Here is a 24,976-nt window from a genome sequence, read left to right as displayed (position 1 = left end):
CTCTCACTGCAATTTTCGCCGCCAGTTTAGCATATCCGCTTGGCTCAAGACCATGCGCTTCTTGGCTTAACGCAGTGCCTCATAACTGGCGCGCGTGACAAAGCCGTCGGCGCGTTGGCCTTGCGCTGCCTGAAATCGCGCATAGGCTGCCTGCGTCACCGGCCCGATGCGGCCGTCAACTATGCCGTCATAATAGCCAAGCTCTTTCAGTTTTTGCTGGATGTGCTGGCGCTGGGCGAGATTGGGAAATTGCGTATTGCGTGGCCAGTTCGTGGCAAGATTGCCCCCGCCTTTGAGCCGGTCGGTGAGATGGCCAATGGCCAGGGCATAGCTGTCGGAGAAATTATAGCCTTTGAAGGCAAGGTAATTGGCGGTCAGCAGAAATTTGGGACCCGTATGGCCTGCTGGAATGTAGAGAAAAACCGGCGTTTCGAGCGTTTGAAATTGCCGCCCGGCAACGCGCGCAATGCCGCGTTCGGCAAAGAAGCGGATTGGGCGAAGCTGGTCGCGCGTCGCGAGCAGATAGTCGAACCCTTCCGGCACGTCCACCTCAAAGCCCCAGTCCATACCCGGCTGGTAGCCGAGCGCGCGCAGATAGATCGCGCTGGTGACCAGAGCGTCGGCAAGCGAGTTATGGAGATCGACCTGCCCGTCGCCGTCCCCATCCTTACCATGGGCAAGAACATTGCTGGGGTTCACCTGAACATGGCCAATCGCCCCGGCCCATGACCCCATCGGCGAAACACCGCCACTGCGCTCGGTCAGTTTGAGCGCCGCGATGAAATCGGCCTTGTCTTCGGCAAAACGAACGCGTCTTTGCCAGACAACTGTTGCGAGCGAACGGACAATGGGGCGGATCAGCTTTGTCTGACTGAGCACAGTGCCATAATCGGTTTCCATCCCCCAGATCGCACCGAGCACATAAGGATCGACGCCTGAGGCCGCTCCCACGCTTTGGAACAGGTCTTTTTGGCGGGCCATAGCCGCCCGGCCCCGTTCAACGCGATTATTGGATATGCGCTGATCGAGATATTCCCAGACCGGCGTGGTGAACTCTGGTTGGCTCGCTACCAGATTGGGCACGTTGGGGTCCGGGGTGAGCCCCCCAGTGGCGCTATCATAGACAGAGGCGCTGACCCCTTGGGCCAGCGCCTCTGCGCGGAATTCACCGATAAACTGCTCAAAGCTCTCCCTCGGTTGGGCGAGTGTGGCGCCGGTACAAATCAACCAGATCACAATCGCCAAACGCATGGGAAAGCTCCTTTAGCGGTTTCGCGTCATCAAGTGACGTTCCCAAGCATACGCTGTTTCGACGATTTCGTTGAGATCGTCGTGTTCTGGCACCCAGCCGAGAAGCTGACGCACTTTTTCACCAGTGGCTGTGATGGACGCCGGGTCGCCCGCACGGCGTGGGCCTTCTTCGGCAACGAAGTCGACGCCGGAAACCTTGCGCACGGTGTCGACGACTTCACGAACGGAATAGCCACGACCATATGCACAGTTCAGGGTTGTGCTTTCGCCACCTGAACGCAGATGCTTGAGCAGCAAGGCATGGGCACTGATCAGGTCGGTAACGTGAATATAGTCCCGAACACAGGTGCCATCCGGTGTTTCGTAGTCGGTGCCGAAAATGTTCATTTTCTCACGCTGACCAAGCGCCGTTTGGCACGCGACCTTGATGAGGTGAGTGGCCTCAGGCGTTGACTGACCCGAACGCTTGCCCGGATCCGCACCAGCAACGTTGAAATAGCGCAGGACGCCATAGGTCATGTCATGCGCATCGGCGACGTCGGCGAGCATCCACTCGGTCATGAGCTTCGAGCGACCATAGGGCGACATCGGGTTGAGCTGTGTATCTTCGACAACCGGTGCAAGCCCGGTCATGCCGTAGACCGCGGCGGTCGAGGAGAAGATGAAGTGTTTCACGCCACCCTTGACCGCAGCCTCAATCAGGCTGCGCGAAGTAGACGTGTTGTTGGCGTAGTATTTTAGGGGATTGGTCACCGATTCCGGCACGACAATAGAGCCGGCGAAGTGAACGATCTCCGTAATGCCATATTTTTCGATCAGCGATATGACGAAAGGAATGTCGTTTGCGTTCCCTTCAACGAACTTCGCCCGAGCATCAATGGCCCAGTCAAAGCCGGTAACAAGATTATCCAAGACCACAACGTCTTCGCCAGCATCAGCGAGATTGAGGACCATGTGGCTGCCGATATAGCCGGCGCCCCCAGTAACCAGAACGGCCATGAAAGCTCTCTCCTATGGCGAAACGCTAGTTTTAAAACTTATCCTGTGGCAGATAGCTGTAAAGTTTTATGCCGACTACCCCTAAGAATTCATTTGGAGTGCCCACGTGACCAAGCGTGTACGTACCGCTGTCTTTCCTGTTGCCGGACTTGGCACGCGTTTCCTGCCCGCCACTAAGGCCATGCCTAAGGAAATGCTGACGGTCGTTGACCGCCCCCTGATCCAATATGCCGTGGATGAGGCGCGAGAAGCTGGTATCGAGCATTTTGTGTTCGTGACCGGTCGCAACAAGGCTGTGATCGAAGACCATTTTGATCGTCAATTTGAACTTGAAGCCACACTTGAAAGCCGCGGCAAGAATGCGGCTTTGGAAGAGTTGCGCAAGGATCTGCCCTCTGCCGGTCGCACCAGCTTTACCCGCCAGCAAGAACCGCTCGGCCTTGGCCATGCGGTGTGGTGTGCGCGCGATATCGTTGGTGACCAGCCATTTGCGCTGCTACTGCCCGATATGATTTTCCGCGCCAAGCCGGGCGTGTTGCGTCAGATGATGGACGCGTACGAAGAAACCGGCGGCAATGTCATTGGCGTTGAAGAATGCGCTTGGGACGATGTTTCGTCCTATGGCGTTGTTGTTCGTGGCGATGGCGACGACAAGGGTTTTGCGATCAGCGGCATGGTTGAAAAGCCAAAGCGCGAAGAAGCCCCGTCCAATCTCTTCATCTCCGGCCGCTATATTCTGCAGCCAGAAATCTTCTCGCTTTTGGCCGAACAGCCACGCGGTGCGGGTGGGGAAATCCAGCTCACCGACGCGATGCAGACCCTTATGGGCCAGCAGAAGTTCACCGGCGTAAAGTACGAAGGCAAGGTGTTCGACTGTGGCTCCAAGCTGGGCTTCCTCACGGCCAACGTCGTCTTCGCGCTCGACCGCGAAGACATCCGCGCTGGTTTCCTTGAGGAGCTGCGGGCGCTCGATCTGAGCGACAAGCTTTAAGGACTACCGCTTGAGCGTCACACCGACGCTGAGCTGGTGACTATAAAATGTGCCCGTCGCGCTATTGGTGCGGTGGGCATAATTGTAATCGGCGCTGAGTTTTGTGCGCGTGTTGAGGCCATAATCGGCCCCGAGGCCCGCACTGCGGCGATCTTCAGTTTCGCCACTATTTTCAACGCGTGAATGTGCGAGCTCGCTACTGGTGCGCAACGCCAGCGCGCTGTTGACTTGATAGCTGGCCGACAGCTTAGCGCTATCAATCACGCGTACAGCACCGGCACTATCCGCCCCTGTCGGCTCGATATTGCGCGCCAAAAGGCCGGTAACGCTCAGGGTTGGATCAGGCTTCCAAGTCACACCCGCTTCATAGAGACGGGCCGTCACTTCCGGCTGCGTTGCCGAGGTGAATATGTATTGGCCCATGCCAACGGCGGCATGGGCGGTAATCCGCTCTTGCCAGTTCCCGCTCACGCCCATTTTGACGTTGCGCGTATAGGCATCTGCGAATTGGCCGGAGCTTTTCCCTGCCTGGTCAAACCAATGGCGACCGAGCTGGCCTTCGCCATAGACTTCAACGATTGGGGTGATTTGATAACCGAGGCGCAGCGTGCCCTCCGCGCTCCATCGGTTCTGATCGGAATTATCGGTTGTGCCTGTGTCGCGCCTCTCGGTCGGCCCATAGGCAACACGCTCTATCTGGCCATTGAGCCTGAGGTTGAACTGGCCAAAACGATGAGCCATGCCAGCCTCAATATGGCCGGTGGTGATATCTGCGGGTCGAATAATTTGAGGATCAAAGCCGGGTGTGCCGAGCAATTCACGATCGAATTTTAGGCCGGCCTGGCCCTGCACCCGCGTGTTCTCGTTCAACTGCGAACCAGCCGTAACCGAAATTGCCGCGGTGGTTGGGGTGATCTGCGGGTCACTGCCGCGCGCCAATTCGACATGGGCATTGATATGAGTATCAACCACATTGCCCAGGCTGCGCAAATCGAGCTCGGGGCGCAGGTGGGCGCTAAAACTATTGCCATCGCTGGACGAGATCTGCGTGCCTCTTAGACCGAGTGACCAGTCTATCTCAAAGGGGGGAGCCCCTTCCTCTGTCGGGACAAAGCTTGTAGGCGCAGCCGGGTAAAGCCCTGGCTGTAGGCGGTCGTCACTAATGGGGTCGGCAAGCACTGACCCCGCGCACAGGCACGGTGCCAATGCGAGCAGCGTCAAATTCAGCTTCTTTACCAACAAAACTCATGGCTCCGCCGTCAAGCAGGGCGTTTCTTCGACCGCGTCGAAAACCCCTGTCATGCCCATAAGGAACCCTTGCACGTCATGGTTAAATACTGGTTGAGACGGACCTAAAACGGCTCCACTCTGAGGATATTACCGTCGGCGCCAACTACTCGCACTTTGCTCCCGGTGGTCAAGTCAGGCCCTGAGACACGCCAAACCGTGTCGCCAATATGCATTCGGCCCAAGCCGCTGATGATCGGTTCGGAGAGGATCCCTGTTTGCCCGATCAACTGATCAGTCCGTTGATTGAGCAGTGGTTTGTCGCTGTGTGCCTGCCGACGCTTCGCACTTTTGGTCCAGATGAAAATCGCGCTCAAAGAGAGGGCCGCGAAGGCCAGCCATTGGAGCGGCCAACTGACCGCAACCACCAGTGTCAGCGCCCCGATGACCAGAGCGGAGACACCGAACCAAATGAGGAAGCCGCCCGGCACTGCCAACTCAAGGCCGAGCAAGATCAGGCCAAAAACCATCCAGCTCCATGGTCCAAAGCTAGCGATAAGAGCAATAAGGTTCATGTCTTAACCCGCGTTTGGAGGACGACCAGTGCCGCGTGGCTGGGACGAACCCGCGCCAAAGGCTTCGCGGGCGATTTCGGCAATACCGCCGATTGAGCCGATCACGCTGGCGGCTTCCACGGGCAGCATCAGAACCTTTTGGTTTGGCGAGGTGGCGATGCCCTCGAGGGCTTTGATGTAATTGTTGGCGACAAAATAATTGATCGCCTGCACGTCACCCGAAGCAATGGCCTCCGACACCAGCTGGGTCGCGCGCGCTTCGGCTTCTGCAGCGCGTTCACGCGCTTCAGCGTCGCGGAAGGCAGCCTCTTTGCGGCCCTCCGCTTCGAGCACTTGCGCCTGCTTTTCGCCTTCTGCTTTGAGGATAGCAGCTTGGCGACGACCCTCGGCTTCCAAAATTGTCGCGCGCTTTTCGCGCTCTGCCTTCATTTGGCGGCCCATCGACTCCACAAGATCCTTGGGTGGATCAATGTCTTTGATTTCGATGCGGGTAATTTTAACGCCCCAAGGCGAAACGGCGGTGTCCACCACCCGCAACACGCGATCATTGATCTCATCGCGATGGCTGAGCAGCTCGTCGAGATCCATGGAACCCATGACGGATCGGATGTTGGTCATGGTCAAATTGAGGATGGCATTTTCCAAGTTCGACACTTCGTAAGCAGCAGCTGCAGCATCGAGAATTTGGTAGAATGTGACGCCGTTTGCCGTCACGGTCGCATTGTCGCGTGTGATCACCTCTTGATGCGGAACGTCGAGGACCTGTTCCATAACATTGAGCTTTTTGCCGATGACATCGATAAAGGGCACGATCAAATTGAGCCCGGGCTTCAGTGTGCGAATGTAGCGGCCAAATCGCTCAATGGTGTAGTGATAGCCCTGCGGCACGGTCTTGGCGCCAGCAAACAAGACAATGATCAGCAGTATCGCAAGTGCGATTAGAACTGTGTTCAAACCGCCTAGGCCCAATTCATCCAACAATCCCATCGCCGCGCTCCCATAACAAAAGTGCTGCCACGTTACCGCAGCAGCACTCTATTGGGGATAGGCTATTCGCTAAGATTTGCTGACCCTGGCTATTTGGCGTAGCCGCAACGGCCTGTCTGCTGCAGCGCTGGTATGGCGCGTGGATCACAGCCGGTCGACAGGAAGGTCATCCATTCGTTCTGTGAACCATAGAAGACGTTGCGATCCACCTCGCCCCGCACACCGGCCACAAGACCGGTCTGGGTATACTGCCAGAAGGTCCAAGGACGGTTCTTATAGCGCTCATGCGGCTCGGCAGCGGTGGAGCGCAGCCAGAAGCTATTGGGGAAGTACTCGCCTTCGAGAATGTCGCGGTGGAAGTTCATGTCAGTGTAGATGATCGGCAGCTTACCGCTATGGCGCTCCATCACATCCAGCATCAGACGAATTTTTTCCAAGGCATCGGCCTTGCTCGGCTTGGTCTTGCAGCTCGAGTGATTGTTCCATTCGAGGTCTAGAACCGGCGGCAGTGCCGACGGGTCTGCTGGCACATTGGCAACGAACCAAGCGGCCTGCTCGGAGGCCAGCGAACACCATGTCATAAAGTGATAGGCGCCGCGTGGCATGCCAGCCTGAGCGGCGCGCTGCCAGTTCACGCGGAAGTCTGGGTCAAGATAGTCCTTGCCCTCGGTTGCTTTCATGAAAACGAATTGAATGCCAGCACCGCGAGCGCGAGGGAAATCGACGTTTTCCTGATAGCGCGCGACGTCAATGCCCTGCACCGGCATCGAGCGGGCTCGATCAACGGCCTTATGCGGACGGTTGTCGCCCGGAATAGCTCCATAGAGCCCACCGCCAGTAGCACAAGCAGCCAATGCAACGCCGACGAGGGCGAAGACAGCGCCTTTCGCAAGGGTGGAGAGGCGGGGAGATTTCAAAACCGGTTTCATCAATGAAGGCACACGCTACGCACAACTTAAGCTGGCCTTTGTTTCAACATTTCTGGGTTAATGGAGTTTTAGGGTAACCAATATGGCAGTTCGCATGGTTAATAGACCATATTGCGTTCTGTTTGCGTTCTGTTAGCCTGCCTTTGGCTAGGGGGACATACCTATGGTGACACGCGTTGGCACCGTGGCGTTTCAGGGGATCGAAGCTGTTCCGATTGAGGTGCAGGTTCAGATAGCGCCGGGTTTACACCGTATTTACATGGTCGGGCTGCCGGATAAGGCCGTCAAAGAAGCCAGCGAGCGTGTCCGCGCGGCGCTCGTTGCCTCGGGACTTGGTCTGCCCGCCAAGCGCATTACGGTCAATCTGGCCCCAGCTGATCTTCCCAAAGAGGGTAGTCACTACGACTTGCCGATCGCGCTGGCGATGATGGCCGCTATGGGCGCGATCCCCAGCGATGCGCTCGATGGCTATCTGGTCCTGGGGGAATTGGGGCTTGATGGCCGCATTTCTCATGTCAGTGGCATCTTGCCCGCCGCGCTTGCCGCCAGTGAAAAGGGCATGGGCGTTATTTGCCCCGCCGCCTCTGGTCCCGAAGCGGCCTGGGCGGGCGAAGACATTGATATTATTGCTGCCGATAGCCTCCTCGCGGTGGCCAATCACCTTGTTGGCCATCAATTGCAGGCTCGGCCCAAACCCGCCCGCCAATCAGAAGAGCGCAGCAATTTGCCCGATCTCAGCGATGTGCGGGGACAAGCTGTCGCTCGTCGTGCCCTCGAAGTGGCCGCGGCTGGGGGGCATAATCTTTTATTCGTAGGGCCGCCCGGTGCTGGAAAATCCATGCTGGCGGCCCGCCTACCCTCTATTTTGCCGCCACTTAGTCCGCGAGAATTATTGGATATTTCCATGATCCAATCCATTTCCGGCGAGCTGGTCGGCGGCGTCCTCTCCGATCGTCGTCCCTTCCGCGCTCCGCACCACTCTGCCTCGATGGCAGCCCTTGTTGGCGGCGGCTTGCGGGTGAAACCCGGAGAGGTAAGCCTTGCCCATAATGGCGTGCTCTTTTTGGATGAATTGCCTGAATTTGCGCCCAATGTTTTGGATAGTCTGCGTCAGCCTCTAGAGAGCGGCGAAACAGTCATCGCCCGGGCAAATGCCCGCGTCACCTATCCTAGTCGCTTCCAACTCATTGCCGCTATGAACCCCTGTAAATGCGGTTACGCCGGAACGCCGGGTCATATTTGTAAGCGTGGCCCGGCCTGTGCCGGTGATTACCAGGCCCGTATCTCTGGCCCTTTTCTGGATCGCATTGATATCCGCATTGATGTGCCAAGCGTATCGGCCGCCGAGATGATCGGTGCCGTCGGGGAGGCCGAGTCTTCGGCCGTTGTGGCTAGCCGTGTGGCACGGGCAAGAGAGTTTCAGCGCCAACGCTATGACGCCGCTGGACACCCTGAGGTCCTCACCAATGCGTCAGCCACGTCAACGCTGATCGAGCGACTTGTTGAGCCTGATCGGGAAAGTCAAAACTTGCTGCTGCAAGCGGCAGACCGGTTCAATCTTTCGGCTCGCGCCTATCACCGCGTTCTCAAAGTCGCGCGGACCTTGGCTGATTTGGCTAGTTCTGAAAAAGTCTCTCGTCCGCATATCGCCAAAGCGCTGAGCTATCGATTGAGCTTTGAAACACGTTAGCGTTTAGGCCGATACAAAGCAGTTGTTTAAGCTTTGGCCTTACCAGTTGAGGCCCGGCAATAAGGACGAATTGAATGGCGAAAAAGCAGACGAGCAAGTTTCGCTATTTCTGCGTCGCAGCGCTGCTCTTGGCGCTCTGCTTTGGCCTTGTAACGTTCCGCCTGCCCTTCTGGGTCGCCGCACTGTATTTCGGCATGGGGCTCGTTAGTCTGGTGCTTTATGCCATCGACAAATCATCTGCGCGTGGGGGGCGTAGACGTATCCGGGAGCTGCATCTGCTGTTTGCGGACACAGCGTTTGGTATTCTGGGCGGGCTACTCGGGCAGCAATTGTTTCGGCACAAAACGCAAAAGCAGCTTTTTGCGGTGTCGGCGCTCGCACTTACCGCGTTCCATTTACTGGTTATTTTCGCTGTCATTGAGATGACACCAGGGCCGGTGCGCTCGCTCAACTAATGCCGTGTTTCACGTGAATCCAAAATTCCAAATCCGTGATTCACGTGGAACATCAGGTGTTCCCTTCGGTGTACTTCACATCGTGCTCCCACGAGGCGCGCCATTCCTTTTCGAGCTGACCCCGTCGCTTGCCGTAGCGTTCTTCGGTGAGCTGAAGGCTGACAATGCGATCCGTGCGGAAGTTTCGGAAGGCGTTGCGTAGCAGGCACCACGCTGCAATGGTTTGTTTTCCTTCGTAAAACGCGAGCCCGACAGGCCAGATCGTCCTTGAACTCGCGCGCGCCTGCTCATCTTGGTAGTCGATGATGACAGCGCGCTCCTGCCGCATAGCTTGGCGAATATCGCCGAGCACGGGCACGGGTTTTCTCTGGCCCCAAATGGCGACGGGCCAAAGAGCGGTGTCGCTGATCCGATCGCGCAAATCATCCAGCGACGCGGTCGCAATTTTTGCCAAGGCATTGCGCGCGGCTGCACCCAAGCCATCATCGGGTTGCGCCTCGACCCAGCGTGCGCCGAGGACGAGTGCCTCTAGCTCTTCGGGCGTGAACATGAGCGGTGGGAGGAAAAATCCGGGTTTCAGCATGTAGCCAATTCCCGCTTCGCCATCGATTGGGGCGCCCAGCCCAATAAGGGTTTGGATGTCGCGATAAAGCGTGCGCACAGAGACTTTTTGTTCCTGCGCCAAAGCAGCGGCAGTAACCGGCATACGGTGACGCCGCAAGGCGTCCATGATCGAGAAAAGTCGCTCGGTCTTATCCATAGAGGCGTTCCCATATTCCGCTCCTGAGCAGTGTGGCTCAGGAGCGTAACGAAGGGAACGCTCAAATCTTGTCAGCAGAGCACTGCGTTAGGAAATTTCGATTTCGCACCAGTGGCTGTACGGCTTGTCCGGACCGCAAATGATATTGGGGAAATGCGGGTTGTGCAGCGCGTCGGCTGGGCACTGGTCTTCTAGGCAGAAGCCAGAGTGCTTGCCGTACATCTTGCCCTCAAGGCCCGGCATTTTCATGTCGGTCCATACCGCATTGTAGAACTGCACGCCCGGACGATCCGACCACAATTTGAGGGTGAGGTCCTTGTCTGGCGAAACAACGGTTGCGAGCGGTTCGGAGAATTTTCTACCGTTATCAAGCACCAGCCCCATATCGTAATCGACCCCCGCGCCCTTTTCGTCGCGCATGGTGCGCGGCTTACGGAGATCGTAAATCGTGCCGCGCGAGGGGAGAATGGCGCCGGTTGGCGCCAGATCATCACCCAGGATCGTATAGGCGCTCGAGTTAATCTGAACGGTGTGGTCGAGGACCGTGTCGGTCGTGCCAAGATTGAAATACTGGTGCTGCACGAGGCTGATCGGCGTGTTGCGGTCCGTGGTGGCGCGAAGCTCCAACCGCAGGCGGTTTCCGATCAACGTATAGGTCGCATAAAAATTCACATTGCCCGGATAGCCCATGGCTCCATCGGGCGAGAAATGGCTGAAGCGAACCGAGTTGTTCGACGAATCAACTTGGCCCTGCCAGACCTGATGGCCCAAGCCATCGGTGCCGCCGTGCAGCTGTAGTTTGCCAACATTGGCTGCGAGTTGATAGGTCGTGCCATCGAGCTCGAAACTGGCGTCTTTAATCCGGTTGGCGACGCGTCCCGCGATCGCGCCGAAATGGGCGCCATGGTCCAGATAGGCCTCAAGATTATCGAATCCGAGAACGACGCTTCTCTCGCCCCCATTGACTGGAACGCGCCAATCGCGGACAGAAACGCCATAGCCGATAATATCGACAGAGACGCCGGTATCGCTGGTCAGGCGAAACTGATCGACCCTCTGGCCGCCGATTTCGCCGAATTGTGAGACGGTTACGCCCATAATGTCCTCCACTTTGGCACAAGGGTCTAGCTTTATTGTCTCTTCACCGCAACGGGACACTTGACCTTTGCTAGGCGCGCAACAACTCTGCAAAAGCAGACGCAAGTGTGGGGAAGCAGTTTGTCAGAGGAAAGCTTGAAACGTCGAGCAACTGTACATGACGTTGCTCGTGCAGCTGGCGTCTCTCTAGCGACTGTCGACAGGGTGCTTAATGGCCGCCCCGGGGTGCGCGCGGCAACAGCCACGAAGGTCGAAGACGCTATTGCCGAGATCGGGTTTACCCGCGATCTCAACGCTTCCCTAATGGCTCGTGCGCGCGATCTGCACCTCGTTTTCTTCATCCCTGAAAGCACCAATGAGTTTATGGAGAGCCTTGCCGACGCTGTGTCGCGGCGTGTTCTCTCTGCCCAATCGGACAGAATTCATCTCGAGTTGGTGCGCATTAAAGCGTTTGACGCGGTTGGTTTGGCGGAGCGCTTGGATAGGCTCGATCCCAAAACCACCGACTATGCCATTGTCGTTTCGGGCGATGAACCTGAGGTGATCGCGGCAATAGATTGCGCTCATCGTCGCGGCATTAGTGTCATTACGCTGGTTTCTGACCTGCCCTTGTCGGCGCGGCGGAATTTCATCGGCGTCGATAATGTTGCGGCTGGACGCACGGCAGCCTCGCTCATGGGGCGCTTCCTGCCCCAAGGGGGCAAGGTTGGGGTTATGGCGGGCTCGCTCCACCTGCGCGATCACCTGGATCGTCTCGAAGGGTTTCGGAGTGTGATCGCATCCGAGTTTGCACACATCGAACTTATTGGCCCCAAAGAAGGCCATGATGAGCGCAGCTTAACGCAAGCCTATGTCGCAGAACTTATCAAAGAAAATGAGGGACTTGCCGGCATTTACAATTTGGGTGCAGGCAATGCTGGTCTGGTCGCTGCGCTAGAGGCTTCCGGTCGCGGTGGTGATATCAAAGTGATCACCCACGAACTGACCGGGCCAACACGTTTGGGGCTCATGGGTGGAACTATCGATGTGGTTCTGGATCAGAACCCTGATGGTGAGATTCGTGAAGTTATTGCCGCTGCGCGCAGCCTAACCTTGTCGGGTGCTCGACCTGTACAGAGCGAGTCTATTGAATTAGCGATTTTCCTTCGCGATAATTTGCGCTAGATAGCGCTATCGATGTCAGCGGTGCGCTCCAAAAACGGAGCATTGGGAGTTGGGATGTTTTTGTTGATTGCTTCTGAGGTACGTGCCTCATGACCTTTCTTGGCATTGATATCGGCACTTCCGGCGTAAAAGCGCTGTTGATCGACGCGTCCGGGAAAGCGCTGGGCGAAGCGACGGCTGCGGCCGTGGAGCCGACCCGTCCCCATCCCGGTTGGTCGGAACAAAACCCGCAGGATTGGTGGGCGGCAACGCTTGCCGCGATCGACAAGCTTCACGCGTCCCATCCGCAGGCTTTGGCGGCGGTGAAGGGCATCGGCCTTTCTGGTCATATGCACGGCGCGACCCTCTTGGGGGCCAATGACGAAGTTCTGCGCCCCTGCATTTTGTGGAATGACGGTCGCTCGGCCGCTGAATGCGCGGAAATGGAAGCGGCCCTGCCCAGTCTGCGCGATGTTGCTGGCAATATCGCCATGGCAGGCTTCACTGCGCCTAAGATTGCTTGGGTGCGCAAGCATGAGCCAGAGATCTTCAAAAAGCTCAAAAAGGTTCTTTTGCCTAAGGCCTATGTGCGCTTGCTGCTGACCGGCGAGCATGTCGAGGACATGTCCGATGCCGCTGGAACGCTCTGGCTCGACGTCGCAAAACGCGATTGGTCTGATGAACTGCTCGCCGTGACAGGTCTCACGCGTGAACACATGCCGCGTCTGGTCGAAGGCTCAGAAAGCTCGGGTCAGCTCAACGCTGAATTCGCCGCGCGTTGGGGCATGACGGGGCCAGTGATCGTTGCTGGTGGCGCAGGCGACAATGCTGCTGCTGCTTGCGGGATCGGCGCTATTCGTCCCGGCGAAGGTTTTGTCTCGCTGGGTACTTCGGGCGTGTTGTTCGTCTCGAACGCCAAGTTCAGCCCGAACACCAATGGGGCCGTACACGCGTTTTGCCACGCGATACCAAATACTTGGCACCAGATGGGTGTCGTCCTTTCGGCGACCGACTCGCTCAATTGGCTCGCCCGCATCACCGGCAAAAAGCAGGCGGAGCTGGCTGGCGAAGCGGAGGCACAGTTCAACGGTCCGGGCGAAGAAATCTTCCTGCCTTACCTCTCCGGCGAACGGACGCCGCACAATGCGCCTAAGGCGCGAGGCTCGTTTGTTGGCCTCAGCCAATCGAGCGATACAGCGCAAATGGCGCAAGCCGTCATGGAAGGCGTCGCTTTCGCCATGCGCGATAGTCAGCGCGTTTTGGCGGATGCGGGCACAAACATCTCGCGGCTTCTGGCCGTGGGTGGCGGCACCAGATCCGCGCTTTGGCTCAAATTACTCGCCACCAATCTCAACATGGAAATCGCCCTACCCGCGGACGGTGATTTCGGTGGGGCATTGGGCGCTGCCCGTCTGGGCCTTTGTGCGGCAATCGGCGCCTCACCTGCAGAGGTGATGACCATGCCGCCCGTCAAAACAGTTATCGCACCCGACACAAAGCTGTCGGCTGCTTATTCAGAACAATACGAGCGCTACCGCGCCCTATTCCCGGCTATTGAGGAGATACGCCAGTGACCGACTTTTTCCAGGGTCTGAGCCAAGTTAAATTCGAAGGTCCAGAGAGCAAGAACCCGCTCGCTTACCGTCATTACAATAAGGACGAGCTTGTTGCTGGCAAGCGGATGGAAGATCACATCCGCCCGGCCATCGCCTATTGGCACACGTTCGCGCAGGAAGGCGGCGACCCCTTTGGCGGCCGTACTTTTGATCGTCCTTGGTTCGATAAGGGCCTCGAAGGCGCAAAGCTCAAGACCGAAGTTGCGTTTGAGTTCTTTAATCTCATCGACGTGCCCTTTTTTGCCTTCCACGACGTGGATGTGGCACCAGAAGGCGCAACTCTAGCGGAGAGTAATAAGAACCTGCGCATTATCGGCGATCTCATTGCCAGCAAGATGCAGAGCTCGGGCAAGAAGCTCCTGTGGGGCACTGCCAATCTCTTCTCTAACCGTCGCTATATGGCGGGTGCTGCGACCAATCCAGATCCAGAAATTTTCGCCTATGCTGCCGGTCAGGTGAAGGCCGTACTCGAGTTGACCCATGAACTGGGCGGCGAAAACTATGTGCTTTGGGGCGGCCGCGAAGGCTACGAAACCCTGCTCAACACCAAGATCGGCCAGGAACAGGACCAGATGGCCCGCTTCCTGACGCTGGTTATCGAGCATGCCGAAAAGATCGGCTTTACCGGTCAGATCCTCATCGAACCCAAGCCACAAGAACCGTCCAAGCACCAGTACGACTTTGACGTCGCAACGGTGTTCGGCTTCCTCCAGAAATATGGCCTCGACAAGAAGGTGAAGTGCAACATCGAAGTTGGCCACGCTTTCCTCGCCGGTCACTCCTTCGAGCATGAATTGGCTGTGGCCTCCTCGCTGGGCCAGCTTGGCTCGGTCGACGCCAACCGCAATGACTTGCAGTCTGGCTGGGATACCGACCACTTCCCGAACAATGCCGGGGAAATGGCCCTCGCCTTCTACTACATTCTCAAGCAGGGTGGTCTTGGCAAGGGCGGCTTCAATTTCGACGCCAAAGTGCGCCGCCAGTCGCTCGACCCAGCAGATTTGTTGCACGGTCATATTTTGGGTCTCGACACCTTGGCTCGTGGCCTCAAGGGCGCAGCTGCCCTGATCGCAGATGGCGAATTCGATAAGCTGCTCGATGACCGCTACGCCGGTTGGGACAATGGCTTGGGCAAGGATATTCTGGCTGGAAAGCTGTCGCTGGCTGACATTGCCGGCAAGGTTGACGCACAAAGCATCAATCCTCAGCCGCGCTCTGGCCGCCAAGAATATCTCGAAAATCTAGTCAATCGGTTCGTCTGATGATCCGGGCGATCGAACAGAGCGACCATCGGGTGTGGACCCAATTGTGGACTGCCTATTTGCAGTTCTACGAAACGGTTCTGCCGCAAGAGGTTTTTGCCTCGACGTGGTCGCGCCTTCTCGATCCTAACGAGCCAACCTGGGGCGCGCTCGCGCTCCAGGACGGCCAGCCTATTGGCCTCGTTCACTGGCTATATCATCGCACCAATTGGGCGGTCGCCGACAATTGCTATTTGCAGGATTTGTACGTCATGCCCGAAGGGCGTGGTGGCGGCCATGGTCGTGCACTGATCGAACATGTCGCGACAATCGCGCGGGCCAGACCCTGCGCGCAGCTCTATTGGACCACCCACAAAACCAATACGACCGCTATGCAGCTCTATGATCGACTGGCCAGCCAGACCGGCTTCGTCCCATATCGCATGACGCTGTCGGTCTAGGATTTAACGATGCCACAGATCACCAATCCCATTCTTCCCGGTTTTAATCCGGACCCGTCGATCCTTCGCGTCGGCGACGACTACTATATTGCCACGTCCACGTTTGAATGGTTCCCCGGCGTGCAGATCCACCACTCAAAGGATCTGGCCAATTGGGAGCTGGTGACGCGTCCGCTGACCCGCAAGGCCCAGCTCGATATGCGTGGCGACCCAGATAGCTGTGGCGTGTGGGCGCCGTGCCTGAGCCATGACGGCGAGCGTTTTTGGCTGGTTTACACCGATGTGAAGCGCAAAGACGGCTCGTTCAAGGACGCCCATAACTACATCGTCTGGGCGGATAATATTGAAGGCCCGTGGTCAGACCCGGTCTATACCAATTCCTCGGGCTTTGACCCCTCGCTGTTCCATGACGACGATGGCCGGAAGTGGTTCGTCAACATGGCCTGGGACCATCGCGTCCGCCCGCTGCTTTTTGCGGGCATCATGCTGCAAGAGTTTGATCCGGTGGCCGGAAAGCTCGTTGGCCCGATCACCAATATCTATCAGGGCACGGACCTTAAACTGGTCGAAGGCCCGCATCTTTATAAGCGCAACGGCTGGTATTATTTGCTCACTGCTGAAGGCGGCACGGCCTATGACCATGCCTGCACTTTTGCGCGCTCGCGCACGCTGGATGGGCAATATGAAACCCATCCCGACAAGCATATTCTGACCTCAAAAGACTCGCCCTTTGCCGCCATCCAGCGCGCCGGTCATGGTGATCTCGTGGATACGCCTGACGGCAAAACCTATCTCGTTCACCTCGGCGGTCGCCCGACCACGCAAGAACGCCGCTGCGTTCTCGGCCGCGAAACCTCAATTCAGGAATGCTATTGGGGCGAGGACGACTGGCTCTATGTTAAGAACGGGCCGGTCCCCTCGCTTGAGGCGGACGTGCCGGGCACGCGCGACGAGGACAAATATTGGGCGGAGCAGCGCTATAGCTTTGAAAATGGTCTGCACAAGGATTTCCAGTGGCTCCGCACGCCGGAAACCGAGCGCATTTTCACAACTGAAAACGGCAAGTTGCGTCTGTTTGGTCGCGAGTCGATTGGCTCGTGGTTTGAGCAATCATTGGTCGCCCGCCGCCAGACGCATTTTTCCTATGACGCGGAAACGCTCGTCGATTTTGCCGCCACGGACGAACGCACCATGGCCGGGCTGACGGCCTATTATAGCCGCTACAATTTCTTCTATCTCGCCGTGACGGCCCATTCGGATGGTCAACGCGAACTGCTGCTGATGACTTCGGAAATGAGCTGGCCAGATGGCAAGCTCAAATTCCCTGCGGCCCCTGTGCAAATCCCTAATGGCGGCAAGGTCCGGCTCAAGCTCACCGTTCGCAATCGTGACCTGCAGTTTTACTACGCGCTTGAGGGCCAAGAATTGCAGGCCATTGGGCCGGTGTTCGACGCGTCCTTGCTGTCCGATGAATGTGGTGGTCACCAGGCACACGGCAGCTTCACTGGCGCCTTCGTTGGCGTTGCCGCTCATGACTTGAACGGCACGGCCTCGCCAGCGGATTTCGACTACTTCACTTACACGCCGCAGCACGGGTCCTTGGATCGTTATAAGCTCGATGCGGTAAGTTAAGCGCTTTATTTCTCTCGAACAGGGCGCGGAGGAGAACGACTTGTCTCTTTCGCGCCTTGTTATTTTTCTGGTGTTGTCAGAGTCTTCTCATCCGTTCTTAGGGAGAAGACTATGAAGCCCGAAACTATTGCCCTGCACCACGGCTATACCTCTGAAGCGACGACGAAGTCCGCTGCCGTGCCGATCTATCAGACGACCTCCTATACCTTCGACAATACCCAGCATGGCGCTGATCTGTTCGATCTGAAGGTTCCGGGCAATATCTACACCCGCATCATGAACCCGACTCAGGCCGTGCTCGAAGCGCGTGTGGCTGAGCTCGAAGGCGGGATCGCAGCACTGGCGCTTGCCTCGGGCATGGCTGCCATCACCTATGCCATTCAGACCATTGCTGGTGTCGGCGACAATATTGTTTCGGTTTCCCAGCTCTATGGCGGCACATACAATCTCTTCGTTCACGCTTTCCCGCGTCAGGGGATTGAAACCCGTCTTGTCAGCCATGACGATTACGAAGGCTTTGAAAAGGCTATCGACGACAAGACCAAGGCGATTTTCCTCGAATCCATCGGCAATCCAGCGGGCAATGTCGTCGACATTCAAAAGATCGCCGAGATCGCCCATCGCCATGGCGTGCCAGTGATCGTCGATAACACTGTCGCGACCCCCTATCTGACACGCCCATTCGATTTCGGCGCGGACATCGTTGTGCACTCGCTGACCAAATACATCGGCGGCCACGGTGTCGCCATCGGTGGCGCGATTGTTGACAGCGGCAAGTTTGATTGGAAGGCCAATGCCAAGCGCTTCCCAATCCTCAACGAGCCCGATCCGTCCTATCACGGCGTGGTCTACACTGAGGCTCTGGGGCCGGCAGCCTATATCGGCCGTGCTCGCGTTGCTCCGCTGCGCAACACTGGTGCTGCGATCTCCCCCCACAATGCCTTCTTGATTTTGCAGGGTCTGGAAACGCTTGGTCTGCGTATCGAGCGCCACTCTGAAAATGCGCTCAAGGTGGCCAAGCACCTCAAGAGCCATCCCAAGGTAAAGTGGGTGAATTATGCCGGGCTTGAGGACAGCCCTTACCATGCCGTTGCGCAGAAGATTTCCAAGGGCTCGGGCTCGGGCATTTTGTCCTTCGGCATCGACGGTGGGAAGGAATCTGGCGGGCGATTTATCGACGCCCTGCAGTTGATCTTGCGCCTCGTCAACATTGGCGATGCCAAGTCGCTCGCTTGCCATCCGGCCTCCACCACGCACCGTCAGCTCTCGCCAGAAGAACTGGCTAAGGCCGGTGTGTCGGAAGATTTGGTCCGTATATCGGTGGGCATCGAGCACATCGACGACATCATCGCCGACATCGATCAGGCGCTGGCCAAGGCATAATCACAAGTTCTGGAGCCGGGGGCGACAGCCTCCGGCTTTGGGCGTAGTCTGAGCTCTTTAGCGGTCGCAGGTTCTGCGTATCGCGCTTGAGGCAGCGCCACGCGGGTCACGCGACTTTCATTGTTGGAAGGAGGACGACTATGGCCCGAATTCATCTCATGTCCGGTGTGGGCGAAAAGCTCGATCTGCCGGCAATCGCGAAAATTTCTTATGCGGACCTTGGCGATGCCCTCAGCAAAGGGGCTGCGGATTTTTGGGCCAAGCCCAGTCATTATCTGCTCCTGGCACTGATCTACCCGGTCATCGGTATTGTGCTCACCGTGTGGATGAATGGCTATCAGACCTGGCCCCTCCTTTATCCACTCATCGGCGGTTTCGCCCTTCTCGGTCCGGTAGCGGCGCTGCCGCTTTACGAAATCTCCAAGCAGCGCGAAGAGGGGCGCCGACCCAGTTGGCGCGATGCCTTCCGTGTCATTCGCTCACCTGCCATTGGCAGTATCGTCGTGGTTGGCGTCATGCTGCTCGTGCTGTTCACTCTCTGGCTCACCGCCGCGCAGTCGATTTATCAAAGCATTTTCGGCTCCGTCGCGCCGCGCACTTTAGATGGTCTGTTCGCGCAAGTCTTCGGCTCGCCGGACGGGATGAGCCTGCTGGTTATGGGCACGGGCGTGGGCGCGCTATTTGCTCTTGCGGTGCTGTGCACCAGTGTCATCGCCTTCCCGCTGCTCATCGATCGCGATGTCGGCGCCTATGTGGCCATTGAAACCTCTGTCCGCGCCGTGCTGAAGAACATTGGGCCAATGTTGGCTTGGGGGCTAATCGTTGGCGCGGCCGTGTTTATCGGCTCTGCCCTGCTGTTCGTTGGGCTTGCGGTGGTACTGCCTATTCTGGGCCACGCCACGTGGCACCTTTATCGCAAGCTGGTCCCACAGACCTCGCTCATTCGATAAAGCGATAAACGCACGGAAAACGGGTGCTCTGCCGGTTGGCAGAGTGCCGTGAATTGCCTAAGCTCGGCACTTCCGACTAGCGCCCCAATCTCCCGAGCTCATGGACCAAATTTCGCCAGACGCAACACTGAGCGCCGCATCTGGACTGACGCCCATGATGGCCCAGTTCTTTGAAATCAAATCGGCCAATCCGGGCTATTTGCTGTTCTATCGCATGGGCGATTTCTATGAGCTCTTCTTTGAAGACGCCGAGATCGCCAGTGCGGCCTTGGGCATCGTGCTCACCAAGCGCGGCAAGCACTTGGGCGAAGATATTTCCATGTGCGGCGTGCCGATCCACGCTGCCAATGATTATCTCAATAAGCTGATCCGGCTCGGACACCGCGTCGCCATTTGTGAGCAAATGGAAGACCCGGCGGAAGCCAAAAAGCGCGGCTCGAAATCTGTGGTGAAGCGGGGCGTTGTGCGCCTTGTTACCCCTGGGACGCTGACCGAAGATGACCATCTCGACGCGCGATCCGCCAATTATTTGGCAGCGCTCTCCATGGTCCGTCACGGCGACACCGACTTTGCGCTCGCTTGGGCCGATATTTCAACTGGCGAAACCTTTGTTTCCGACCTGACGGCTGAACAGCTTTCGGACGAAATGGCCCGGATCGCTCCGGCCGAATTGCTACTGACCGATGCGACGCGCGCGGCACTCGTCGAGCGGCATTTGTTCGCGCCGGCCTGGGCCGCGATTGCGTCTTCTCTGGCGCCAGAATTGGCTGACAGCGAAAACGCCTTTGCAGCGCTGCGAAAAGTGTTCGACCCGTCGGTTTTTGATCCCTCTGCTTTATCGCGCGCATCTCGCAGCGCCGTTGGCGCTTTGGTGGGGTATGCGCTTGAAAGCCAGAAGGGTCGCGCCACGGCGCTGCGCCCGCCGGTGAGTGGCGCCAATGAGCTGACATTGAGCATCGATGCGGCGACCCGCTCATCGCTCGAAATCCTGCAAACCCAACGTGGCCAGGCCAAAGGGTCACTGCGCCAAAGCATTGACCTGACCGTCACCGCTCCCGGCGCGCGTCTGCTGTCCAATCGACTGGCCGCGCCGCTGAGCAAGTCTGAGCCGATCAATGAGCGTCTCGATGCAGTGGAGCGTCTGTTCGATGACACGTTGCTGCGGACGCGGTTGCGTCAGGATTTGAAGGCTGCGCCCGATGTGGCGCGCGCGCTCTCGCGTTTGACACTGGAGCGCGGTGGTCCGCGTGATCTGGCCTCCATTGGCAAAGCCGTGTCGGCAGCGCTCGATGTGGCGGCGCAATTGGCCGCACATGATGACCTACCCCCGATCCTGTCGCGTTTGCAGGCCGTTCTCGGCGCTGCCCCACGCGACATGGCGCTGAACCTTTCGCTGGCGCTGGACGATGATCTGCCACTTTTGGCGCGCGATGGGGGCTTTGTGCGGCCCCATTACGATCCGCGTCTGGATGAAGAACGGGCTCTGAGCCGCGAAACCCGCGAGGTTGTCGCCGCTCTGCAGGCGCGCCTCATGGACGAGACCGACGTCCGCTCGCTCAAGATCAAGCACAATGGCGTTCTGGGCTTCTTTGTTGAAGTCCCGGCCGCCCATGGTCAGAAGCTGCTGGAGCCGCCGCATCGCGAGGTTTTCATCCATCGCCAGACCATGGCCAATGCCATGCGCTTTACGACGACCGAGCTGGCGGAACTTGAGGGCCGTATCTCGCAGGCGCAGGGCGCTGCGCTCGAAATCGAGCATGCGATTTTTGCGCATCTGCGTGAAAGTGTCTTGAGCCACATGACTGCTTTGCAGGATCTGGCCGATGCCCTCGCCGAACTGGACGTCACAGCGGCTTTGGCGGAAGTCTCGGCAACGCGCGGCTATCATCGTCCCTTGGTCGACGACAGCCTAGCCTTTGCTATTGAAGGCGGGCGCCATCCGGTTGTGGAACTGATGGTGAAGGCCGAAGGGCATAGTTTTGTCGCCAACAACGCCGATCTATCTGGTTCGGAGGAAACAGGTGGCGGTGGTCTTTGGCTCGTCACTGGCCCGAATATGGGCGGTAAGTCGACCTTCCTCCGTCAAAACGCCCTGATCGCCATTCTCGCACAGATGGGCTGCTTTGTCCCTGCGGATAGCGCCCATATCGGCGTCGTTGATCGCCTGTTCTCTCGCGTCGGCGCCTCTGACGATATCGCTCACGGCCGCTCGACCTTCATGGTCGAAATGGTCGAAACCGCGGCTATTCTTAATCGCGCGACCCGCCGTTCGCTGGTGGTGCTCGACGAAATTGGCCGTGGCACAGCGACCTTCGATGGTCTTTCCATCGCTTGGGCGGCGGTTGAGGCCTTGCATGAAACCACCGGTTGCCGCGCTTTGTTTGCCACCCATTTCCATGAGCTGACCTCTTTGGCCAAGACGCTCTCGCGTGTTGCCAATGTCACCATGAAGGTGCGTGAATGGGAGGGCGAAGTTGTCTTCCTGCACGAAGTTGGCCCCGGCGCTGCCGACCGATCCTATGGCATTCAGGTTGCGCGCCTTGCCGGTCTGCCTGAACCTGTCATCTATCGTGCTAAGCAAGTCCTAGACATACTTGAGAAACGATCCTCCGGTACGGCCTCTTCCAGCGACAAGGCGAGCGTGCTAGACGATTTGCCGCTCTTCGCGCATCAGCCTGTTCCGGTTCCAGTCCGAACAGACGCTGTGCACGAGGCACTCGACGCGGTCCGGCCGGATGAAATGACCCCGCGCCAGGCTATAGAGGCTCTGTATCACTTGAAGAAACTCCGCGATGACGCTCGCCGAAACTGAGGCCCGGCCCAAAAAGCCACAGTTCGCGCTCAAAACCGCGCCGACCATTCTTGCCGAACTCGATAGTATCGTGGGCGACGAGGCCGCTGGCTCGCCCAGGGCTCGCGCGCTGGTTCTGGCCCATATTCGTCAGACGCTCCAGACCGCCCGCAAGGCCGCCGAGGTCGACCTAATCGCCACCGGCAAGGGGACGCGCTGCGCGCAAAACCTTTCGGCTGCGCAGGATGAGATCATCCGAGCGGTCTATTCCTTCGCAACAATGCGCGTTTATCCGGTCGATAACCCTTCTGGCGCTGAAGCCATCGCGCTCTCGGCTGTTGGCGGCTATGGCCGTGGCACGCTGGCGCCGGGTTCGGACATCGATCTGCTGTTTATCCTGCCCTATAAGCAAACCCCTTGGGGCGAGCAGGTCACAGAATATGTGCTCTACATGCTCTGGGATTTGGGTCAAAAAGTTGGCCACGCCGTGCGCTCGGTGGATGAGTGTATTCGCATGGCTCGCGCCGATATGACGGTGCGCACCGCGACGCTCGAATCCCGCTATGTGACCGGAGATAAAGAGCTGTTCTCGCAACTGGTCTCGCGTTTTGAAACCGAGATCATGCCGAAGACCGGCCCGGAATTCATCGCTGCCAAAATGGCCGAGCGCGATGAGCGCCACCGACAAATGGGCAATACTCGCTATGTGGTTGAGCCCAATATCAAAGACGGTAAAGGGGGCTTACGCGATCTCAATACCCTCTTCTGGATCGGCAAATATTTCTATCAGGTCAAAACCAGCCAGGAGCTGGTGGACAAAAAAGTTCTCAGCGCTGCGGAATATCGCCACTTCTCTCGCGCTGAAGATTTCCTTTGGGCAGTGCGCTGCCACCTTCACTACATCACCGGTCGTGCTGACGAAAAGCTGACCTTTGACGTGCAGCCCGATCTGGCGCGCCGCATGGGCTATGAGCAGCGTCTTGGGATGCTAGGGGTTGAGCGCTTCATGAAGCGCTATTTCCTTGTGGCCAAAGACGTCGGTGATCTCACCCGTATCATTTGCGCCAGTCTCGAATTCCATCACGTTAAAGACATGGACGTGGTTGGCCGCATGCTCTCGCCTTTCCGTAAGGGCAAGAGCAAGATCAAGGGCGAAGCCGATTTCGTCATCGACACCGGGCGTCTCAATATCGCTGCCGCCGATGTGTTTGAAAAAGACCCAGTCAATCTCATTCGCATGTTCATGGTCGCCGGGCGCGAGGAACTGCTGTTCCACCCTGACGCCATCAAGGTTATTCGCGACTCTCTCCATCTCATCGACAACAAGCTGCGCAATGATCAGAAGGCAAATGCCTTTTTCCTGACTGTTCTCACCAGCTCCACCTATGTCGAGCGCATGCTGCGGCAGATGAATGAGAGCGGCGTTCTGGGCAGGTTTGTGCCCGATTTCGGCAAGATCGTCGCCCTGATGCAGTTCAATATGTATCACCACTATACGGTGGATGAGCATTTGATCCGCTCGGTTGGGATTATGGCGGATATCGCCAATGGCGGTATGCGCACTGAATTGCCGCTGACTCATGAGTTGCTGCCGCAGCTCAACGACACCAAGCTGCTTTTTGTGGCGCTGTTCCTTCATGACATCGCCAAGGGACGCCCGGAAGATCACTCCATCGCTGGTGCGCGGATCGCGAAAAAACTGTGCCCACGCTTCGGCCTGACCCCAGCCGAAACAGATACTGTCGCTTGGCTGGTCGAAAACCATTTGGTGATGAGCGAGATTGCGCAGGCGCGCGATATTCAGGATCCTGAAACCGCCAAGGCATTTGCAGAAATCGTGCAATCGCCACAGCGTCTGGCCCTGCTGATGATCCTTACCGCTTGCGATATTCGCGCTGTGGGTCCTGGCACGTGGACGGGTTGGAAAGGCTCGTTGCTGCGGGCGCTTTATTACGCGACCGAACCCCTACTGTCGGGCGGTCATTCGCAAGTCAGTCAATCGGATCGCGTCAATCAGGCGAAATACGCCTTGAAAGAGGCGTTGTCGGCCTGGCCTGCTGAAGACGTCGACGCCTATATCGGTCGTCACTACGACCACTATTGGCTCCGTGCTGAACCAGAATTGCAGATCGAGCACGCGCGGATGATCCGCAATGCCGATCAGTCGGGTAACCCCTTTGCTGGGTCGATCCGGGTGAAGGCGTTTGAGAGCATCACCGAGGTGAGCTTTTATACGCCCGACCATCCGCGCCTGCTCTCGCTCATCGCGGGTGCCTGCACTATGCAGGATGCGTCGATTATTGGGGCGCAGATATTCTCGACCCGTGACGGCCGCGCCATCGACACTTTCCGCCTTCGTCGTTCGTTCACCTCCGATGAGGACGAAAAGGTTCGCGCCACTCGAATTATCGATACGGTCAAGCAATTGCTGCAGGGCCAGCGTCAGGTGACCATCGATCTGGGCAAGGAAAGTCGCCACAACAAGCGTCTCAAACCTTTCGCCCTGCCCGCTCAGGTCTCGGTGTCCAATGCCATCTCGGAAAAGTTCACCGTTATTGAAGTGGCCGGTCTCGATCGCATTGGTCTGCTCTATGCTTTGACCCGCGAGATATCCGATCTGAGCCTGACCATTGGGTCGGCTCATATCGGCACCTATGGGGAAAAAGCGGTCGACGTTTTCTATGTCACTGACCTGACGGGCCAGAAGATTCACGTGAAACAGCGCCAGAAGAAAATCCACGATTCTCTTCTTGCCGTTTTCGAAACACCGGACGCGAAGAAGCCAAGCAATGGCTAA

General features: G+C 57.7%; 20 protein-coding genes. 12 read left to right on the top strand and 8 right to left on the bottom strand.

Annotation, left to right across the window (positions count from 1 at the left end):
- Positions 1-66 precede the first annotated feature (66 nt).
- Together HKD40_RS03895 and galE are read right to left on the bottom strand one after the other, a co-directional pair.
- A complete protein-coding gene (locus HKD40_RS03895) occupies positions 67-1,251 on the bottom strand; it encodes a lytic murein transglycosylase (protein WP_169194410.1) in 1,185 nt (394 codons plus the stop codon).
- A gap of 12 nt (positions 1,252-1,263) precedes the next feature.
- A complete protein-coding gene (galE, locus tag HKD40_RS03890) occupies positions 1,264-2,250 on the bottom strand; it encodes a UDP-glucose 4-epimerase GalE (protein WP_169194409.1) in 987 nt (328 codons plus the stop codon).
- A gap of 106 nt (positions 2,251-2,356) precedes the next feature.
- On the opposite strand from galE, the gene galU reads away from it, so the two are divergent.
- Positions 2,357-3,241 (top strand): UTP--glucose-1-phosphate uridylyltransferase GalU, encoded by an 885-nt coding sequence (gene galU / locus HKD40_RS03885; RefSeq protein WP_169194408.1) that lies wholly within the window; start codon positions 2,357-2,359, stop codon positions 3,239-3,241.
- A gap of 3 nt (positions 3,242-3,244) precedes the next feature.
- On the opposite strand, the gene HKD40_RS03880 is transcribed toward galU, so the two are convergent.
- The 4 genes from HKD40_RS03880 to HKD40_RS03865 form a co-directional block, all read right to left on the bottom strand.
- The gene (locus tag HKD40_RS03880; RefSeq protein ID WP_248306619.1) at positions 3,245-4,420 is read right to left on the bottom strand and encodes an outer membrane beta-barrel protein; all 1,176 of its coding nucleotides are present in this window, start codon (positions 4,418-4,420) and stop codon (positions 3,245-3,247) included.
- Between the two features lie 173 nt (positions 4,421-4,593).
- A complete protein-coding gene (locus HKD40_RS03875) occupies positions 4,594-5,043 on the bottom strand; it encodes an NfeD family protein (RefSeq protein WP_169194406.1) in 450 nt (149 codons plus the stop codon).
- Positions 5,044-5,046: 3 nt separating this feature from the next.
- On the bottom strand, positions 5,047-6,030 hold the full coding sequence (locus HKD40_RS03870) for an SPFH domain-containing protein (protein ID WP_169194405.1): 984 nt from the start codon (positions 6,028-6,030) through the stop codon (positions 5,047-5,049).
- Between the two features lie 89 nt (positions 6,031-6,119).
- Positions 6,120-6,947: a glycoside hydrolase family 25 protein gene (locus tag HKD40_RS03865; RefSeq protein WP_248305894.1), complete on the bottom strand. Its 828-nt coding sequence runs from the start codon at positions 6,945-6,947 to the stop codon at positions 6,120-6,122.
- Between the two features lie 175 nt (positions 6,948-7,122).
- Between HKD40_RS03865 and HKD40_RS03860 the strand changes: the two genes are divergently transcribed.
- Positions 7,123-8,649 (top strand): YifB family Mg chelatase-like AAA ATPase, encoded by a 1,527-nt coding sequence (locus HKD40_RS03860; protein WP_169194403.1) that lies wholly within the window; start codon positions 7,123-7,125, stop codon positions 8,647-8,649.
- Positions 8,650-8,723: 74 nt separating this feature from the next.
- Positions 8,724-9,104, top strand: coding sequence for a DUF1294 domain-containing protein (locus HKD40_RS03855; protein ID WP_169194402.1), 381 nt, complete (start codon positions 8,724-8,726; stop codon positions 9,102-9,104).
- Positions 9,105-9,156: 52 nt separating this feature from the next.
- Here the strand turns inward: HKD40_RS03855 and HKD40_RS03850 are convergent, their stop codons facing one another.
- On the bottom strand, positions 9,157-9,864 hold the full coding sequence (locus tag HKD40_RS03850) for a YafY family protein (RefSeq protein WP_169194401.1): 708 nt from the start codon (positions 9,862-9,864) through the stop codon (positions 9,157-9,159).
- An 87-nt stretch (positions 9,865-9,951) separates the two neighbouring features.
- On the bottom strand, positions 9,952-10,962 hold the full coding sequence (locus HKD40_RS03845) for an aldose epimerase family protein (protein ID WP_169194400.1): 1,011 nt from the start codon (positions 10,960-10,962) through the stop codon (positions 9,952-9,954).
- Positions 10,963-11,097: 135 nt separating this feature from the next.
- Here HKD40_RS03845 and HKD40_RS03840 point away from each other — a divergent pair, with 135 nt between their 5' ends.
- The 9 genes from HKD40_RS03840 to HKD40_RS03800 all read left to right on the top strand — a co-directional run bounded on the left by HKD40_RS03840 (position 11,098) and on the right by HKD40_RS03800 (position 24,976).
- On the top strand, positions 11,098-12,126 hold the full coding sequence (locus HKD40_RS03840; RefSeq protein ID WP_169194399.1) for a LacI family DNA-binding transcriptional regulator: 1,029 nt from the start codon (positions 11,098-11,100) through the stop codon (positions 12,124-12,126).
- A gap of 89 nt (positions 12,127-12,215) precedes the next feature.
- Positions 12,216-13,679, top strand: a complete 1,464-nt coding sequence (xylB, locus tag HKD40_RS03835) for a xylulokinase (protein ID WP_169194398.1) — start codon at positions 12,216-12,218, stop codon at positions 13,677-13,679.
- Positions 13,676-14,983 (top strand): xylose isomerase, encoded by a 1,308-nt coding sequence (xylA, locus tag HKD40_RS03830; RefSeq protein WP_169194397.1) that lies wholly within the window; start codon positions 13,676-13,678, stop codon positions 14,981-14,983. Before xylB ends, xylA begins: the two co-directional genes overlap by 4 nt.
- Positions 14,983-15,423, top strand: coding sequence for a GNAT family N-acetyltransferase (locus HKD40_RS03825; protein WP_169194396.1), 441 nt, complete (start codon positions 14,983-14,985; stop codon positions 15,421-15,423). The genes xylA and HKD40_RS03825 overlap by 1 nt, the downstream gene beginning before the upstream one ends.
- 9 nt (positions 15,424-15,432) lie before the next feature.
- Positions 15,433-17,055 carry a glycoside hydrolase family 43 protein gene (locus tag HKD40_RS03820; protein ID WP_169194395.1) on the top strand — a complete coding sequence of 541 codons (1,623 nt, stop codon included), beginning with the start codon at positions 15,433-15,435 and terminating at the stop codon, positions 17,053-17,055.
- 111 nt (positions 17,056-17,166) lie between these two features.
- On the top strand, positions 17,167-18,438 hold the full coding sequence (locus HKD40_RS03815) for an O-acetylhomoserine aminocarboxypropyltransferase/cysteine synthase family protein (protein WP_169194394.1): 1,272 nt from the start codon (positions 17,167-17,169) through the stop codon (positions 18,436-18,438).
- Between the two features lie 140 nt (positions 18,439-18,578).
- The gene (locus HKD40_RS03810) at positions 18,579-19,388 is read left to right on the top strand and encodes a DUF2189 domain-containing protein (RefSeq protein ID WP_169194393.1); all 810 of its coding nucleotides are present in this window, start codon (positions 18,579-18,581) and stop codon (positions 19,386-19,388) included.
- Between the two features lie 100 nt (positions 19,389-19,488).
- A complete protein-coding gene (mutS, locus tag HKD40_RS03805) occupies positions 19,489-22,200 on the top strand; it encodes a DNA mismatch repair protein MutS (protein ID WP_248305893.1) in 2,712 nt (903 codons plus the stop codon).
- A complete protein-coding gene (locus HKD40_RS03800) occupies positions 22,181-24,976 on the top strand; it encodes a [protein-PII] uridylyltransferase (protein WP_169194392.1) in 2,796 nt (931 codons plus the stop codon). Before mutS ends, HKD40_RS03800 begins: the two co-directional genes overlap by 20 nt.

Origin of the sequence: Devosia sp. MC1541, assembly GCF_012847305.1 — a bacterium.
Classification (GTDB): Bacteria; Pseudomonadota; Alphaproteobacteria; order Rhizobiales; family Devosiaceae; genus Devosia.
The sequence above is the reverse complement of the archived record's forward strand: the minus strand, read 5'-3'. Positions and strand labels throughout refer to the sequence as shown.

What these genes read in the sequence shown, in the direction of transcription:
- HKD40_RS03860 (WP_169194403.1), top strand. Translation starts at nt 7,123, where the DNA reads ATGGTGACACGCGTTGGCACCGTGGCGTTTCAGGGGATCGAAGCTGTT.
- HKD40_RS03810 (WP_169194393.1), top strand. Translation starts at nt 18,579, where the DNA reads ATGGCCCGAATTCATCTCATGTCCGGTGTGGGCGAAAAGCTCGATCTG.
- HKD40_RS03855 (WP_169194402.1), top strand. Translation starts at nt 8,724, where the DNA reads ATGGCGAAAAAGCAGACGAGCAAGTTTCGCTATTTCTGCGTCGCAGCG.
- xylB (WP_169194398.1), top strand. Translation starts at nt 12,216, where the DNA reads ATGACCTTTCTTGGCATTGATATCGGCACTTCCGGCGTAAAAGCGCTG.
- HKD40_RS03815 (WP_169194394.1), top strand. Translation starts at nt 17,167, where the DNA reads ATGAAGCCCGAAACTATTGCCCTGCACCACGGCTATACCTCTGAAGCG.
- HKD40_RS03850 (WP_169194401.1), bottom strand. Translation starts at nt 9,864, where the DNA reads ATGGATAAGACCGAGCGACTTTTCTCGATCATGGACGCCTTGCGGCGT.
- HKD40_RS03820 (WP_169194395.1), top strand. Translation starts at nt 15,433, where the DNA reads ATGCCACAGATCACCAATCCCATTCTTCCCGGTTTTAATCCGGACCCG.
- HKD40_RS03875 (WP_169194406.1), bottom strand. Translation starts at nt 5,043, where the DNA reads ATGAACCTTATTGCTCTTATCGCTAGCTTTGGACCATGGAGCTGGATG.
- galE (WP_169194409.1), bottom strand. Translation starts at nt 2,250, where the DNA reads ATGGCCGTTCTGGTTACTGGGGGCGCCGGCTATATCGGCAGCCACATG.
- mutS (WP_248305893.1), top strand. Translation starts at nt 19,489, where the DNA reads ATGGACCAAATTTCGCCAGACGCAACACTGAGCGCCGCATCTGGACTG.
- HKD40_RS03895 (WP_169194410.1), bottom strand. Translation starts at nt 1,251, where the DNA reads ATGCGTTTGGCGATTGTGATCTGGTTGATTTGTACCGGCGCCACACTC.
- HKD40_RS03870 (WP_169194405.1), bottom strand. Translation starts at nt 6,030, where the DNA reads ATGGGATTGTTGGATGAATTGGGCCTAGGCGGTTTGAACACAGTTCTA.
- HKD40_RS03825 (WP_169194396.1), top strand. Translation starts at nt 14,983, where the DNA reads ATGATCCGGGCGATCGAACAGAGCGACCATCGGGTGTGGACCCAATTG.
- HKD40_RS03800 (WP_169194392.1), top strand. Translation starts at nt 22,181, where the DNA reads ATGACGCTCGCCGAAACTGAGGCCCGGCCCAAAAAGCCACAGTTCGCG.
- HKD40_RS03845 (WP_169194400.1), bottom strand. Translation starts at nt 10,962, where the DNA reads ATGGGCGTAACCGTCTCACAATTCGGCGAAATCGGCGGCCAGAGGGTC.